This window comes from Pantoea sp. JGM49 (assembly GCF_018257655.1).
Lineage (GTDB): Bacteria > Pseudomonadota > Gammaproteobacteria > Enterobacterales > Enterobacteriaceae > Pantoea > Pantoea communis.
The window spans coordinates 171258-186196 of record NZ_JAERJM010000007.1; the positions used below are offsets into that span (position 1 = coordinate 171258).

General features: G+C 52.4%; 14 protein-coding genes, 1 tRNA gene and 1 pseudogene. 7 read left to right on the plus strand and 9 right to left on the minus strand.

What is annotated here, in order from left to right; translation table 11 throughout:
- Nucleotides 1-154: 154 nt before the first annotated feature.
- Nucleotides 155-1597 (minus strand): xylulokinase, encoded by a 1443-nt coding sequence (gene xylB / locus JK231_RS14275; RefSeq protein WP_211728906.1) that lies wholly within the window; start codon nucleotides 1595-1597, stop codon nucleotides 155-157.
- A 167-nt stretch (nucleotides 1598-1764) separates the two neighbouring features.
- On the opposite strand from xylB, the gene JK231_RS14280 reads away from it, so the two are divergent.
- Together JK231_RS14280 and JK231_RS25535 are read left to right on the plus strand one after the other, a co-directional pair.
- A tRNA-Sec gene (locus JK231_RS14280) sits at nucleotides 1765-1859 on the plus strand.
- Between the two features lie 803 nt (nucleotides 1860-2662).
- A pseudogene (locus JK231_RS25535) lies at nucleotides 2663-2917 on the plus strand (helix-turn-helix domain-containing protein); the annotation flags it as partial.
- Nucleotides 2918-2927: 10 nt separating this feature from the next.
- Here the strand turns inward: JK231_RS25535 and JK231_RS14290 are convergent.
- Nucleotides 2928-3326 (minus strand): helix-turn-helix domain-containing protein, encoded by a 399-nt coding sequence (locus JK231_RS14290; protein WP_211728878.1) that lies wholly within the window; start codon nucleotides 3324-3326, stop codon nucleotides 2928-2930.
- Between the two features lie 192 nt (nucleotides 3327-3518).
- On the opposite strand from JK231_RS14290, the gene JK231_RS14295 reads away from it, so the two are divergent.
- Nucleotides 3519-3896, plus strand: a complete 378-nt coding sequence (locus JK231_RS14295) for a DUF1360 domain-containing protein (protein WP_211728879.1) — start codon at nucleotides 3519-3521, stop codon at nucleotides 3894-3896.
- Between the two features lie 2 nt (nucleotides 3897-3898).
- On the opposite strand, the gene JK231_RS14300 is transcribed toward JK231_RS14295, so the two are convergent.
- Both JK231_RS14300 and JK231_RS14305 read right to left on the minus strand, forming a co-directional pair.
- Nucleotides 3899-4363, minus strand: a complete 465-nt coding sequence (locus tag JK231_RS14300) for an Rrf2 family transcriptional regulator (RefSeq protein WP_034829963.1) — start codon at nucleotides 4361-4363, stop codon at nucleotides 3899-3901.
- Between the two features lie 71 nt (nucleotides 4364-4434).
- The gene (locus JK231_RS14305) at nucleotides 4435-5481 is read right to left on the minus strand and encodes an alpha/beta hydrolase (RefSeq protein WP_237448774.1); all 1047 of its coding nucleotides are present in this window, start codon (nucleotides 5479-5481) and stop codon (nucleotides 4435-4437) included.
- Nucleotides 5482-5601: 120 nt separating this feature from the next.
- Between JK231_RS14305 and JK231_RS14310 the strand changes: the two genes are divergently transcribed.
- Nucleotides 5602-6735 (plus strand): EpsG family protein, encoded by a 1134-nt coding sequence (locus tag JK231_RS14310; protein ID WP_160833324.1) that lies wholly within the window; start codon nucleotides 5602-5604, stop codon nucleotides 6733-6735.
- Between the two features lie 238 nt (nucleotides 6736-6973).
- Complete coding sequence (locus tag JK231_RS14315; RefSeq protein WP_211728880.1) at nucleotides 6974-8014, plus strand: acyltransferase; 1041 nt, start codon at nucleotides 6974-6976, stop codon at nucleotides 8012-8014.
- A 69-nt stretch (nucleotides 8015-8083) separates the two neighbouring features.
- Here the strand turns inward: JK231_RS14315 and JK231_RS14320 are convergent, their stop codons facing one another.
- Nucleotides 8084-9076: a LacI family DNA-binding transcriptional regulator gene (locus tag JK231_RS14320; protein WP_034829964.1), complete on the minus strand. Its 993-nt coding sequence runs from the start codon at nucleotides 9074-9076 to the stop codon at nucleotides 8084-8086.
- Nucleotides 9077-9479: 403 nt separating this feature from the next.
- On the opposite strand from JK231_RS14320, the gene JK231_RS14325 reads away from it, so the two are divergent.
- Nucleotides 9480-10943, plus strand: a complete 1464-nt coding sequence (locus JK231_RS14325) for a sugar porter family MFS transporter (RefSeq protein ID WP_211728881.1) — start codon at nucleotides 9480-9482, stop codon at nucleotides 10941-10943.
- Between the two features lie 15 nt (nucleotides 10944-10958).
- Here JK231_RS14325 and JK231_RS14330 read toward each other — a convergent pair whose 3' ends face one another.
- The 4 genes from JK231_RS14330 to JK231_RS14345 all read right to left on the minus strand — a co-directional run bounded on the left by JK231_RS14330 (nucleotide 10959) and on the right by JK231_RS14345 (nucleotide 14170).
- A complete protein-coding gene (locus JK231_RS14330) occupies nucleotides 10959-12092 on the minus strand; it encodes an ROK family protein (RefSeq protein ID WP_211728882.1) in 1134 nt (377 codons plus the stop codon).
- A 16-nt stretch (nucleotides 12093-12108) separates the two neighbouring features.
- The gene (gene dnaC, locus JK231_RS14335) at nucleotides 12109-12849 is read right to left on the minus strand and encodes a DNA replication protein DnaC (protein WP_034829969.1); all 741 of its coding nucleotides are present in this window, start codon (nucleotides 12847-12849) and stop codon (nucleotides 12109-12111) included.
- Entirely contained in the window at nucleotides 12849-13385 is a 537-nt protein-coding gene (gene dnaT / locus JK231_RS14340) for a primosomal protein DnaT (RefSeq protein ID WP_211728883.1), read from the minus strand. Before dnaT ends, dnaC begins: the two co-directional genes overlap by 1 nt.
- Before the next feature lie 92 nt (nucleotides 13386-13477).
- On the minus strand, nucleotides 13478-14170 hold the full coding sequence (locus JK231_RS14345) for an autotransporter domain-containing protein (protein ID WP_211728884.1): 693 nt from the start codon (nucleotides 14168-14170) through the stop codon (nucleotides 13478-13480).
- 142 nt (nucleotides 14171-14312) lie between these two features.
- On the opposite strand from JK231_RS14345, the gene JK231_RS14350 reads away from it, so the two are divergent.
- On the plus strand, nucleotides 14313-14873 hold the full coding sequence (locus tag JK231_RS14350; protein ID WP_211728885.1) for a DNA-3-methyladenine glycosylase I: 561 nt from the start codon (nucleotides 14313-14315) through the stop codon (nucleotides 14871-14873).
- Nucleotides 14874-14939: the final 66 nt, after the last annotated feature.

The following is a 14939-nucleotide window of genomic DNA, read 5'->3' on the forward strand; positions in this document are numbered from 1 at the left end:
ACATTGCTGCTGCCTCAGCCTCTCTGGATGTCTTTCCCTCCGGTGAAGGGAGCGAGTCAAGGACAATTCAGGCCATAAGGAACTAACCTAATTTGCCCATCATAGCGGAATAAATATGAAAACCACGACCCAATCCGGCCATCACTTAACCGAATCAGGACATCAGCGGTTTGAGATGCTGATACAACTGCGCAAACTTCTCACGCTGCGGCTGATAAGCCTGATGATGAGCCGCATCGGGCTGATGCCGCTGCACCAACTCTGGCGCGGGCCACTCGCTCTGCGGATCAATCGCCCATTGCGCCAGACGTGCAGCACCAAGAGCTGGCCCTACCTCACCGCCGTGGCAATAATCCAGCGTTAATCCACTGATATCCGCCAGCATTTGCCGCCAGTGCGCACTGCGCGCGCCGCCGCCGATCAGCATCACGGTTTGCGGCTGCACCCCGCACTCATGCACCGCGTCCATGCCTTCTGCCAGCGCAAAGCCCACCCCTTCCAGCACTGCGCGCGCCAGTTCAGGACGGCCATGCTGATGGGTCAAACCAAAAAATACGCCTTGTGCCTGTGGATTGTTGTGCGGGGTGCGCTCACCGGACAGATATGGCAAAAATAAAATCGGTGCGGCTTCACCGCTGGCTTTTTCCGCTTCCGCCAGCAGCTCAGGCACGTCTTTACAGCCAGTTAAGGTGGCTGCCCAGTCAAGGCAGGATGCGGCACTCAGCATCACCGACATCAAATGCCAGCGATTGGGCAGCGCATGGCAAAAACTGTGCACCGCTTGCTGCGGATTGCTGAGATAGCCGTCGCTGACCAGGAAGTAAACGCCGGATGTGCCAAGCGACAACATTCCCTGACCCGGCGCCACCATGCCGACACCCACCGCGCCCGCCGCGTTATCTCCGCCGCCCGCCACGATCGGCACCGCGTTCATCTTCCAGCGTGCGGCAACGTCAGGCGATAAGGTTCCAGTGATCTGATCGCCTTCATAAAGCGCAGGCATCTGGCTGCGGTTGAGATCGCAGGCGCTGAGCAGGGCATCACTCCAGTCACGCTGTGCCACATCCAGCCACATCGTGCCGGCTGCATCGGACATGTCGCTGGCGAAGTCACCGCTCATCCGCCAGCGCAGGTAATCTTTGGGCAGCAGAACTTTCGCCACTCGTTTAAACACACCGGGTTCGTGCTGCTGCACCCATAACAGCTTGGGCGCGGTGAAGCCCGGCATCATCAGGTTGCCGGTGATCTGACGCGAAGCCGGCACGCGCTGCTCCAGTTCCCGACACTGCTCGCTGCTGCGCCCATCGTTCCAAAGAATTGCCGGGCGCAAAACCTGATTATCGGCATCCAGCAAGGTGGCGCCGTGCATCTGACCGCTCAGACCAATGGCCTCCACGCCGCTGAGATCGTGTTGCTGCGCCAGCGCCTGCATCGCCTTGTCTGTAGCACTCCACCAGCTTTCGGGATCCTGCTCACTCCACAACGGTTGCGGACGAGACACCTGCAACGGTGCGGTCTCCACCGCGATGACCAGCCCTTGCGCATCCAGCAACACCACTTTGACGCCAGAGGTGCCTAAATCGATCCCGATAACCATGTTTAGCTCCTGATGCAGTGAGAAATCATAACTGTAGCCTTCGGTGGAGAATTTAATCACCTCTGCGCGGCGACGCTTCATATCAGAGCGTGAGAACGTGCTGTAGCGCACGGCTAAGATCAAGATTTCGCGCTGGGATGTAGCTATAATTGCGCGGCATCTTCAAAGGAAGATCGTCGTCTCCGGTGAGGCGGCCGGATTTCAAATCCGGTTGGGGCCGCCAGCGGTCCCGGGCAGGTTCGACTCCTGTGATCTTCCGCCACCTTCCTCTTACTGTTACTCATTTCTAAATGATTGGCTTAGGCAACCTGTAAGTCATCATTACAAGTTGGAAAATTTCAGCCTGAGGATGTAGAGCAAGGTTGGCAATTTACTTCTGCACTCTTCTCCGCCACTTGTTCCAATCTCTTTACCTCGCCTGCACAATGCAGTTATTCGGTAAAACCGAACAACTGAGCTCTGTTTAAAAATCAGCTTGTTCATGATTCTATACTGTCTTTCACGCTGGCTAATGCGGAATCACCCATGCTCATCCATCCCACCGACAGCCTCACCTTCTCTGGCGATCCGCGTGCGGATGAGCTGCGCAAAAAACTGCTGCAACCCAATGCACCTAAAGTGATTGCGGCGGCATTATCGAAACAGCTTGATCGCGAAAGCCGCACCCACAGACATGCCGCCGGACAACTTTACTGTCTGAAGCAAGGGATGATGACGGTCAACACGCCCTCGGGCATCTTCGCCAATCCGCCGCGCCTGGTGGGGTGGATTCCGCCACACTTCGAACACGCGATTATCGGGCCAGGTCGCGTGCTCGGCTGGACGGTGTTGGTGGATGAAGCGCTGACGGCACCGCTGCCAAAACATCCGGTGCTACTCTCCTGTCCTTCGGTGCTGGAACCGCTGGCTGAGCGGCTGGCAAATTTGTCGCCGGATAGCTGGGGCAGCGATCGTTACAATCGGTTATGCGATGTGTTTCTTGATGAGCTGTATGAGTCCACCGAGCATGCGCTGACGCTGCCACTCCCCGAAGAGCCGCGTCTGCGGCAGATTGCGCGCTTGTTGATGGATAATCCGGCGGATACCCGCACTGGCCCCGAGCTGGCACAGTGGGCGGGGTTGAGTCCACGTAGCCTGAGCCGTCACTGGGCCAGCGCAGTGGGCATGAGCCTCTCGCGCTATCGCCAGGTGTCGCGACTGTTGAAATCACTGGAAGGACTGGCCGACGGCAAAAGTGTGCAGCAGGTAGCGTGGCAGGTCGGTTTTGATAGCGTGAGCAGTTACATCAGCGCCTTCCGCAGCGCCTTTGGTTCCACGCCCGGCAAATACTTTACGCCGCCTGACGCGTCTGCGGTTGCAGTATCAGAAGACTCATATGCCCATCGATCGCTGGCAGGCTGTGATGATATTTACGACGAAACGCGCCGGGCGGCAGATCGTACATGCGGCGGAAAGTGCGGCACCATGTCTGCTGCGACTCAAAGCCATACTTAATCGCAATCTCCATCAGCGGCATGTGACCGTTCATCAGCGCAATCGCCGATGCCGTGAGTTTACGTTCGCGAATATAGCTGCCTAGCGCGATACCAGTATGGTGGCGGAACATGCGTTGCAGATGCCACTGCGAATAGCCCGCACGACGCGCGACCGTCTCCAGCGTCAGTCGCTGTTCAATATTGTCTTCGATCCAGAGCATCAGTTGATGCATACAAGCTGCCTGAATATCCATCTTTCCTCCTGATGGCGGATTAAAAAGTCAGCAGTATTATAAAAAAGCCTCAGCTGGCTATGTTTAGCGTTAAAGCCAATAAATAACGATATCTCGCCAAACTTTAATGGCTGTCGTTCCAACCCGACGCTTGCAGCTTACACTATCATGTAATATTGTAAGTTACATGATAAATGCCTGACAGGAGAATGTATGAATAGTTGGATGACTTCAGACGTGGGAACTTGTGTCGCGATAGCTCTGGCAGCGGCCAGTATCGCGATGACCCTCACGCAAACCGAGTTGTTTGCTGGCTTACGCGCGTGGACCGCCAAAAAGCACGCGCTGCTCGGCCATCTGTTCCACTGCTTTTACTGCATGAGCCATTGGACGGTGCTCGCGGGCATGGTGATTTATCGCCCTGCGCTATTGCACAGCGATATGGCACTCGTTGATTGGGTGATGACAGCGTTCATTACCTTAACCCTGACCACCTTTATCAACGGGTTGATGTTCAAAGTGTTCCAGGCAGCGGTCACCACGCATGTGATGAAGCACAATGCGCAGATCACTTTGCAGAAGCAGGATTGAGGTTATTCACTGCACAGCGGATGGGGCTCAGATTCCAGCCCCAGTTTTGCCATTTTCTTGAGGTAATCATCGGCAATATCAGCCACGGTGATGTGGCTAAAGCGTTGAAGCAGCAGCACTTCCGCTTCATGGAGCGCCTGATCCAGACGCTCATCGACCGCATGTTCAACTAAACACGGCGAAGGATCGGCAGCAGGCCCGATACTGAACAGCGCTGGCGACCCAATCGCCTGATACACATCCAGTAGCGTAATCGCGCTGAGTTCCACCCGCAGCTCCCAACCGCCGCCGTGCCCCTTCTCCGAGACCACATAGCCTTTTTCGCGCAGGCCAGACATCATGCGGCGTACCACCACCGGATTGGTGCCCAACATCTTCGCCATCGCTTCCGAAGTGGCGCGTTTAACGTGCCGATCAAGATGAATTAAGGCGTGCAGTGAGCGGGACATTCGGTTGTCGCGGGGCATGGATCATTCCTCTAAAGTTCACGACACTTTACCAAAGCCGCCCGGCAGCAACAATTTATCCCGCCTTTTCGCTATGGCTTCACCAGAGTCGCCTGCCAGTCACTAAACAGGGTCAGCCAGTTTTTGGCGGGGATATTCTTTTTCTCGCCGGTACCAAAACCATGGCCGCCCTGCTGGAAAAGATGCATCTCGACCTTCACCTTGTTTTTACGTAGCGCGTCGAACATCAGTAAGGAGTTTCTGGGGGAGGCGGTGCCATCATCCAGCGCCTGTGCCAGGAAGGTCGGGGGAGTTTTGTCGCTGACGCGGTTTTCCTGTGAATTCTGATCGATCACCGCCTCGCTGATATCCTTGCCGTACATCGCCGTGCGGGTACCGACATGCGTCACGCCATCTTTTAACGACAGCACCGGATAGATCAGGGCGCTAAAATCTGGTCGTGCCGGAATCTGATCCAGCTTATCTACTGCGGAATAATTGGTGGCATCCGCATTGTTGCTTAGGTTGGCAGCAAGGAAGGCACCAGCTGAAAAGCCCATCACGCCAATCTGGTCGCCAGCGATATGATAATTCGCCGCATTGCCGCGAATCATGCGCATGGCTCGTTGTGCATCAGAAAATGCATTATTACGGTTAACCTCTGAACCACCGTGCGGCATTCGATAAATTAAAACAAATGAGGAATAACCTTTCTGGCTCAACACTTTTGCGACATCCAGCCCTTCAGCGTCCTGCATTATATAAGAAAAACCCCCACCAGGAATGATTAGCACAGCAGAGTGATTATTCTTTCCCGCTGGAGGAACATAAATCATTTCTGGAGAATCGACATTTGTGACAGCACGATTATTGATGTCCGGGTTTTTACTGAAATTAATAAATTTATTATTTACTGACACTTCATTTGGCCAGATAGGAATTTCCTTATTGGCAAACGCAGCTGGAAGATACAGAAGAAAAAGAAGAGCAGTTGATTGAGGTAACTTCATCTCGATGGCTCCAAATCCTGAATAAAAACAGTGACAAATGGCAAAGCCGATTGAAAACCTCAAGCTTTGCAGCGCAACACTTACCCCAGAGAGAACCAAATTAAATGAATAGCCTGAGTAAAGTAACAAATAATATCCCCTGCCTGCATTCAGTATAATACCGGGCCAGAAAAAATTAGACTTTTCTCATGTTTACGGCAACAAGGCCATATGTTATAAGTAAATTTTAAACTATAAGAATCTGTGACCATGGGAATTTACTGGATCATAAGTCTTAGCCTGACTTTTGTCGCTCTCGTCGAAGTCATGTTAAGTAAAAATGAAAACACAGCACAAATCAGATCATACGTTTATTTTGTTGCCGTTGTAGTGCTTTTTACTTTCGGCGGCATTCGTGGTCTGGGTACGGGACTCGATGATTTCCAGTATCGTGATTTCTTTGTTCATTTCGTCGATAAAATTACTATTGAAGGATTCTGGCGCACCGCGGATGAATTCCGTTACGAACCGGCGATATATGCGATTGCGGGATTAACGCGTATATTTACTGCTAACCCCGATATCTTTATGTATGTCTTTACTGTGATTGCCGTGTGCGTTAACGCATGGTATTTCCGTAAACTGACACCGTTGCCAATTGTCGCCTTAGCAGTCTACTCCGCGCACTTATTTATCAACAAAGACATGAACCAGATTCGATTTGGCTTATGTTCCGCCTTCTTAATGGGCTTTGTTTATCACATGTCCCGTCGTAGTAAATCCGGGATAATAACCACCTTTATTCTTTCCTTCATCAGTCACGCCACAGGGATTGTTGCTCTCCTGATTCCGATGGCGATGATTGTCAGGAAAAACAAATACATTCCTATTATCATTGTCGTCGCCAGTTTACCTCTCGCCTTTATGGGGAGTTCAGCGCTGATCGCACTGCTATCCAGTCATCTGGGCGGATTAGGTGACAGGGCCATGGGCTATGCTAATCAGGAATCAACGCAGGATCAGGGGATTTTTACCCTATCAAACCTGAAGAATATTGGCTTTGTGTTTATCTTCAGCTTTATGCTGCTGAGTGACCGAATCAAAAACTTCGATCCGGTAAAGTTTAATACTTATTACATCCTGGTCATTACCTTCGCGCTTGGTGCGGGACTGAGGATGGCGCTGCAGGATTATGCATCAGGCGGTCGTTTAGCGAACTTCCTGCTGCAAGTTGAACCGGTGCTTATTTCCCTGTGTATCTGGGAAACCAAAAAATTGAAAAAACTGCTCGCTGTTGGCGTGACGGTGTTAATGGTGCTCTATTATCTATACTACAATACCATTTCAAGCAAACAGTCGATTACCGGTTATGAAGTTTCACATACCTTTAAGATATTCCGCTAAGCCGCCAAAACGCTAACCTCTGGTTAGCGTTTTTTCTTTTAATCTCAGATAAAACTGATGGACGCATAAGGAAAGTCTGAATGTTTTTATGGCCCTGGTCATTGCTTGCTTTTTGATTTTTTTAAACCTCTAATAGGCTCATAACTGCGCCAGCAGAGTTCGGAGTTTTCTTATTAGAGCGATACCTGTTTTCCCCTGATTTTTCTGGCGCGACGTCACTCAATGAAAGAACGCAAATATGAACGAAAAAAACAATTTTGACATCGTCCGATTCTCTCTCGCTTTTATCGTGATGCTGGTGCATAGCGCAGAAGTAACCAGAAACGTCGACATTCGTTTTCTCGATCACTTCCTAAATAGTGACTTTGCAGTAAAAGGTTTTTTCGCAATAAGTGGTTTTCTTATTGCAAAAAGTTACTTAAGAAGCAAATCACTCACGTCCTATTTTATTAAGCGTGCGCAACGTATCTTGCCGGCTTATATATTTGTCATCATTCTGTGCTTTGTGATTGGGATGTGCCTTACGACGCTACCGCTGATGGATTTCCTGAAAAATAAAGAAACTATCAAGTATCTCGTCGCTAACTTCTCTTTCCTAAACTTCATTCAGGCGTCGTTGCCCGGCGTGTTCACCAACAACCCGAATCAGCCGATGGATGGATCGCTGTGGACCATCAAAGCTGAGTTGACGCTGTATGTCCTGCTGCCATTGATTGTTCCGATGATGAAGAAAAACCCTCTTAAAGTGTGGGGCGCGATCTTCGTTATCTCATGCGCCTGGTTCTTCTACTTCACTTCGGTGTACACCGGTCCGAAAGCCGATACTTTAGCGAAGCAGTTTGTCGCACTCTCATCTTACTTCTTCTTTGGTAGCCTGTTGGCGGTGCACCAACCGACCTTTGATCGCCTGAAAGAGATTACGATTATTTCTCTGGTGGTGTTCCTGCTGTTTAAGTCGACCGATTATGCCTTTATTGTCGAGCCAGTAGCGTTCTCTTCCGTGGTGATTCTGTTCTGCACCAATCTGTGCAAAGAGATCAAAATCAGTCAGTACGGCGATCTTTCCTATGGCATGTATCTTTACCACTGGCCGATCATTCAGGTCCTGCAACATTTCGGCGTGTTCGATATCAATGCCTTCCTGGGGCTGGGATTGACCATCGTGATTACGCTCGCGCTGGCTTACACCTCGTGGAATTTGCTGGAGAGTCGTTTCCTGAAACGAGCGCATCACGCTCAGCCATCGATTACGCCACCAACCACCACCGCGCGTGATTGACCCGTTTGACTGAATAGTCAGGCCATTAAAAAACCCCCATCCGGGTAACCTGAAGGGGGTTTGTCGTATTTAGATAGTCGCTCCCATCGAGAGTCGATAATGCAGATTGACCTGTTCAATAGTCGGCTGCTGGTTAATCTTCTTCAGCACAATCTCGGTGGCGACTTTACCCATCTCAAAACGTGGCGTGATCACGCTGGCTAAACGCGGCGTGGTGGCCTGGCCAATCTCCAGCCCGTGAAAACCGGCAATCGCCATCGTCTGTGGCACGGCAATTCCGGCTGCCTGACACTCCTGCAATACGCCGACAGCTAAATCATCATTGGTGCAGAGAATCGCGTCCATTTCCGGATAGAGCTGGCGTGCCAGCGTCATCATGCCCGTACCAATCGATACTGAAGAGACCTTGTTCGGCACAATTCTTCCCGCCGGGAAGCCCGCCGCTTCTACCGCATCACGATAACCCGCATAGCGCTGCTCATCGCGGCGATCGGACATCGAACCAAAATAGATGACGCGCTGTTTGCCGCTGGCCAGCAGCATCGATGTCATATCGTAACCGGCGCGATAGTTATCAAAACCGACGTTGATCCGCCCGCTGGCTTCCGTCAGCCCCATCACTTCCGCCACCGGAATATTGGCGGCATTGAGGTATTTCTCGGCGCGCACCGTGTGCACGGATTCGGTGAGGATCAGCCCTTTGATATTGAACGCCAGCACGGTGGCGATCTGCTCCTCTTCACGCTGGGCGTTGTAGTCGTAATTGACCACCAGCGTCTGATAGCCGTGCGCACTGGTGACCGACTCAATGCCCGCCAGCAGATCGGCAAAGATTTGGTTGTTAAACGAAGGAACCAGCACGCCAATACGCGGCTGACTCTGTTTGGTTGCGGTGGTGTTGTCGCTATCGGGGACGTAGCCGATTTCAGCCATGACGCTGGCGATTTTCTCCGCCGTTTCCGTTTTAACCTTTTCCGGGGTACGTAAATAACGGCTTACCGTCATTTTGGTGACGCCCGCCAGGGTAGCAATATCGTCCAGAGTGATGCGCTGCGTTTTCATTGCGACGTCCGCAAAGATGGCCTGTCAATCAACGTATTATGCCCGTTGCCCGGCAAAAAATGAAACCTACGCTTAACCTCCCTCAGAGAGAGAAATCAGCGTCACATTACAGAATAAAAATTTCACACCGTTGCAAGAAAAAACAAGAATAGTCATATCACGCCTCTCGCCTCTGATAAAAAACCTATCATTTCAGCCAAATATGGCCCTACCGTGAATATTGCCATCAGCAATTTTCGCAACGTCGTTCACACTTTCTGGAAAAAATGATCTAAAAACCATCATTTAGAACATATATTCCAACGCGATGACCTTGAGTGAAAAACGCTGAACATCGATAACCTACACCACTCCTCTTTCTGAACACGTAACGTTCAGGCCGTAGAGACAAGGGGCTATAACAATGGATACCAGGCAAAAACGCTACAACATGAAGTACGTCATACTCTGCTGTACCGTCGCGGCATTTGGCGGACTGCTAATGGGCTATGACTCTTCAATTATCTCCGGTGCAATCGAACCTTTAAGTGAATATTTCCAGTTAACCCCCGCAGAAATCGGCTGGGCCGTTTCCAACATTCTGCTGGGTAGCTTAGTAGGCTGCTTTATTGCCCCGCGACTGAGCGACAAACTCGGACGCAAAAAATCGCTCGCCATTACCGCGTTGCTGTTCACCGTTTCGGTGATCGGCACCGCCATCGCCCACAACTTCACGGTGTTTGTGCTGTTCCGCATCATTGGTGGGCTGGCGATTGGCCTCGCCTCGGTGATTTCGCCGATTTACCTCGCGGAACTGTCGCCCTCGAAGTTTCGCGGCCGTACCACTGCACTCTATGCGGTATGCTGTGTCGGTGGACAATCGGTGGTGTTACTGACCAACTACTTCATCACCAAATCGACGCTGCCCGAGGTGATGATCAACATGGGCTGGCGTTATATTCTGGCTACTGCACTGGTGCCTTGTGCACTGTTCATCTTTTTCATCGCCTTTATCCCGGAATCTCCGCGCTGGAATGTGCTCAAGGGCAAATACGATGAAGCGCTGGATACGCTGACCAAAATTTCCAACCGCGAGCATGCCGAGAGCGTGTTCAATGAAATCAAACACTCGTTCTCAGACAAAACCGCACACCAACATAAATCGCGCCTGCGCCTGGATAAAACCACCATTCCGCTGTTGATCATCGGTATCGGTCTGGCGGTCGGTAACCAGATCAGCGGCATTAACGTCATTCAGTACTTCGGTCCGACATTGCTGAAGAACGTGGCGGGCAGCACCGATTCGGCGTTGCTGCAGACCTTCTGGCTGTCGATTTGTCAGTTTATTGGCGTGCTGGCGGGCATGATGGTGATTGATAAAATTGGCCGCCGTAAGCTGCTGCTGCTGGGGGCTATCACCTCCTGCATCTGCCTCGCTTACTCGTTCATCGCGTTCTATTATCACCTGCCGGGTATGCTGGCGGTGGTGGGTCTGTTTGCCTATATGATTTTCTTTGGCATGACCTGGGGCCAGATTGTCTGGACCGTGCTGGGCGAAATCTTCCCTACCGAAATTCGTTCGATCTGCGTCGGGATTTCCATCTGTGCCATGTCGCTGGCGAACTTTGTGATCAGCAGTACTTTCCCGATCATGAACAGCAGCCCGATGCTGCTGGATCTGTTCCACGGTGGTTTCCCTCTGCTGCTGTTCGCGATTTTCTCTCTGGGAATGTACTTCTTTACCTTCCGCTACCTGCCAGAGACCGCGGGCGTGTCGCTGGAGAAAATTCATGGGCTGGTGCTGGAGAAGTTTAACGTTGAGGCTGATTTGCCACAGAGCACCTCAACGACCAAATCCAGCGAGTCATTTGATATTCCACGGCATTAATGTGATGAAGCGCGCCTAAGAGATGGCGCGCTCATATTGCTCAATCACCGCCAGCGCCAAACCGTTGGCAGGATCAATACGCTGCGGCAGGAAATGCAGCTGCGTGTGGGAGAAGGTAAAGGCCAGCGTGCTGGCCTGCGCCGTTTCTTCAACCGCCTGGATAAAGGCAGGATGCGTATTCCACGGCCCATCAATAATGATGCTCGCCGGGTTCACCAGCTGCATCACATGGCTCAGGGCGTGGCCCAAATGTTGACCGGTGAACGCCATCACTTCACTCACGATCTGCGGTTCACTGGCGGCATTCTGCCAGCGCAGTCCTGTTTTACGCTGCCCCAACTGCTGTTGAATTGCGGGCTGACTGATCAGCGTTTCCAGGCAGCCTGAACGTCCACAGCTACAACGCAGCCCTTTCGGTTGCACCTGCAAATGACCAATCTCCCCGGCGGTCCAGCTGCTGCCGACAAACACTTCGCCCTGTTCCACCAGCGCACCGCCAACCCCTTCACCGATACGCAGATAAAAATGGCTTTGTGCTCTATCCAGATCGAGTTGCTCCACCGAGAGCAGCGCAGCGGCTTTGACGTTATGCATAATGCGCAGCGGCAAACGGCAGGCGCTGACCAGCGGCGTCAAAACATCGACATCCTGCCAGCCAAGATGGGCGGAAAAATGCACCCTGCCGCGCTGTGGATCGATAATGCCGGGAAAGCCTACGGCGATGCCCAGCAGTTCAGGATGCGCGGCGTGCAAGGTCTGGCACACTTCCTCCAGCTCACGCAGCAGCTGCTCAGGATCGGCGGTCGCCGTTTGCCAGGTCTGTTCCGCAATCACCTGCGAGAAATAATCACAGACGCGCCAGTGAATGGCGTTGCGCTCCACCATGATGCCGGCGCTTTTTAGCTTTTCCGCGCGTAGCGAAATTTCGATTTTTGGGCGTCCAGCCGCTGCCACGCTCACCGGGCCGAGTTCGTGAATCAGGCCCTGCGCCAGCAAATCATCCACAATCAGGGATACGGTGTTTTTACTCAGCTGCAGCGCCAGCGCGATATCCTGGCGGGAAGTAATACGTGTGCTACGCAGTTGCGTCATCACGCGCTTAAGGTTGTTTAATCGAAGTAATGCGGGGCCTTTACCGGCTACTTTCATCGCGCGCCCACCTGACTCAATACTCATCACCGCGTACACGGCTGCGATAGCTTTCCCAATCGAAGCGCACCCACAAACTGGTGCCGAGACGCATACGATCCATCACGCGCTCACCTAATAAGCCGTTCATTCCCGCCGGGTCCAGATTCGACAACATGCCGGTTGGGCGTTTTGACGATGAGCGACGATCGACAATCTGATTGATGATCACTTTTTCGTAGCGGGATTCGCTCTGCATGCCGATCTCATCGATCACCAGCAGATCCACATGGCTAAGATCCTGCAGCAAGCGCTCTTCGGTGATGTCGCTGCCACCGCTGAAGGTGCCTTTCATGCTCGACATCAAATCGGCCACGGTGACAATCAATACGCTTTTGCCACGCAGAATGAGGTCGTTACCGATGGCGGCGGCCAGATGGTTTTTTCCGGTGCCAGGGCGGCCAGAAAACACGAAGCTGGCGATGCTGTTGTCGAACCCGGCGGCATACTCCCGCGCCAGCGCGAGTGCTTTGCGCTGACCATCATTCTCGACACGATAGTTATCAAACGAGCAGTTCATGTGCAGCTCACGGATACCGGAACGCCCCATGATACGCTGCATTTTCATGGCGCGGTTTTCGCGCACGATGGCTTCGGAGCGCAGACGGCCCTGCTCCTGATTCCACGCCAGCAGCTCTTCACCGTTTTTAAATTTCGGCTGCACATCCGCAGGCATAAATTTTTTCAGGCGACTGAAAAGATCGTTCGGCGTTTTCATCACTCACCTCGGAATCCATCGGGAATATCATATTGAGTATTGCTGATCTGGGTGACATCGCGCTTGGGCTGACCGCCATTAGCAGCGCGGTTCATTTGTACGCTGCGCGCCAGTTTCTGCTGCCACTGCACATGATGGAACAGTCGGCCTTCGGCCTGCCAGTAAGCCACAAAGGTAGCCAGTTCGGCTGCGGTGACCGGTTCATTCAGCGCCACACCCCAGATGGCGGCCTGCCGCTGAAAATCGTGATCCGGCTGCCAGCCCGCGTACATGGCAAACTTGCCTACCGGTGTGGCAATCGGTGCCGCATCGGTATGGAACAGGCTGTCATCCAGCGTGACATCATTTGGCTGCTGCACTGCGGCTTCCAGCGCCAGCAACTGTGCCAGACGCTGCGGTGTCAGCGCATAAAAAGCGGGCGCATTGTTGTGCAGCACCGCCAGCACGCCGTTATCGGCCTGCTGCAACACGGCAAGCGGATCCTGGCAAAAGCCATCCAGCCCCACCAGCGTTGAAGATAAGATTTTAACTGACATGAAGAAACCTGACGTTGACCAACCCGGAGCGCCGATAGGTTTAGCGCTAAGTGGTCAGTGTACCTGTTTTAACGCGATGGATCGCGCAGGATTTAGAAGCTGGCGCTGACGCCAAGGCTGTAAATAAACTGCTCACCGCTGACCACCGCCCCGGTTTGCGAGAAGGAGGCGAAAGCCGCCATATTTTGCCCAAACGGCACATTGGCCCCCACGCTGACATCCACCCAGTTGCTTTCATGGCCGATCTCCTCGGGGCGATCGCGCAGCGATGACGCATTTTCATCACTCAATTGATGGCTGTAGCTAACCTGTGCCCAGGGTGAAATCCAGTCAAGGGTGGAATCAGCTCGCCAGCCCAGTGAGGCAATATATCCGGCGTGATTGCCATCGACAAATTCACACTTCGGGCAACTCACTCGCGAATCATCCACCGCGAATTGCGCCACCGGACCGGTGCGCAGCGTCGCACTCATCGGCATCTGCCAGCCTGCCGAATAGCGGTTAGCAAAGGGGGCATTCCCCACGCTGGCTTTTTCACTGTGCAGCACCATCGCGCTCTCATCCGGTGAATTAAGCGCGGCATCCATCAGGCTGGTGTCACGATCTTCTGTCAACATCAGGTGATGACTGGAAATCTTTTCAGCAAGTATCGCATTGTAATCCGGCACATAATCCGCGCCCGATTCATCCCATGCGTAAGCCGGCAGCGCCGCAAATAACAGCCACACACTGCCAAAAGCCAGCATGAGATTGTGCTGGCCTGTCCACTCACTTTTCTGCAACATGAAAGACTCCTGACGAGCCAGAAAGGATACGGGCGTTAAGATTCAGGTTTATTGATTATCGGCACCCATTGATTAACTATTAATCGATTCTGTAATACGTCAAGGGATTAACTGTATTTTCCTCATGCTTAGGGAGAGTAATATGCAACGTTGTGGCTGGGTAACACAGGATCCACTCTATCTGGCGTACCACGATAATGAGTGGGGTGTGCCGCAAACTGATAAGCGGGCCTTATTTGAAATGATCTGCCTTGAGGGACAACAGGCGGGTTTGTCGTGGATCACCGTGCTCAAGAAACGTGAGAACTATCGTCGCGCGTTCCACGAATTTGATCCTCAGGCCGTGGCGTTGATGGATGAGGCAGACATGCTGCGCTTGCTGCAAGACAGCGGATTAATTCGTCATCGCGGCAAGCTGGAGGCGATCATCAATAACGCCAAAGCCATGCTGGCGCTGGAAGCGGAAGGCGAAGACTTTTCACGCTTTATCTGGTCATTCGTCGATAATCAGCCGATTTTGCACCGTTTCGCCGATTACAAGCTGGCGCCCACCACCTCCGAGCCTGCCATTGCGCTCTCTAAGGCGTTAAAGAAGCGTGGTTTTAAATTCGTCGGTCCCACAACCTGCCATTCATTTATACAGGCGTGTGGGCTGATTAACGATCATCAAACCAGCTGTTTCTGCCATCCTGATAATCTTTAACGCAAAACTTTACACTTTAAGACTGACCCTCACGCATTTCCCCATTATTGAACGGCATAATAGTGC

Excerpts from the sequence above, each read along its gene's own strand:
- JK231_RS14325 (WP_211728881.1), top strand. The coding sequence starts at position 9,480 with ATGGATACCAGGCAAAAACGCTACAACATGAAGTACGTCATACTCTGC.
- xylB (WP_211728906.1), bottom strand. The coding sequence starts at position 1,597 with ATGGTTATCGGGATCGATTTAGGCACCTCTGGCGTCAAAGTGGTGTTG.
- JK231_RS14330 (WP_211728882.1), bottom strand. The coding sequence starts at position 12,092 with ATGAAAGTAGCCGGTAAAGGCCCCGCATTACTTCGATTAAACAACCTT.
- JK231_RS14290 (WP_211728878.1), bottom strand. The coding sequence starts at position 3,326 with ATGGATATTCAGGCAGCTTGTATGCATCAACTGATGCTCTGGATCGAA.
- JK231_RS14300 (WP_034829963.1), bottom strand. The coding sequence starts at position 4,363 with ATGCCCCGCGACAACCGAATGTCCCGCTCACTGCACGCCTTAATTCAT.
- JK231_RS14295 (WP_211728879.1), top strand. The coding sequence starts at position 3,519 with ATGAATAGTTGGATGACTTCAGACGTGGGAACTTGTGTCGCGATAGCT.
- JK231_RS14315 (WP_211728880.1), top strand. The coding sequence starts at position 6,974 with ATGAACGAAAAAAACAATTTTGACATCGTCCGATTCTCTCTCGCTTTT.
- JK231_RS14320 (WP_034829964.1), bottom strand. The coding sequence starts at position 9,076 with ATGAAAACGCAGCGCATCACTCTGGACGATATTGCTACCCTGGCGGGC.
- JK231_RS14350 (WP_211728885.1), top strand. The coding sequence starts at position 14,313 with ATGCAACGTTGTGGCTGGGTAACACAGGATCCACTCTATCTGGCGTAC.
- JK231_RS14310 (WP_160833324.1), top strand. The coding sequence starts at position 5,602 with ATGGGAATTTACTGGATCATAAGTCTTAGCCTGACTTTTGTCGCTCTC.
- dnaT (WP_211728883.1), bottom strand. The coding sequence starts at position 13,385 with ATGTCAGTTAAAATCTTATCTTCAACGCTGGTGGGGCTGGATGGCTTT.
- dnaC (WP_034829969.1), bottom strand. The coding sequence starts at position 12,849 with ATGAAAACGCCGAACGATCTTTTCAGTCGCCTGAAAAAATTTATGCCT.
- JK231_RS14345 (WP_211728884.1), bottom strand. The coding sequence starts at position 14,170 with ATGTTGCAGAAAAGTGAGTGGACAGGCCAGCACAATCTCATGCTGGCT.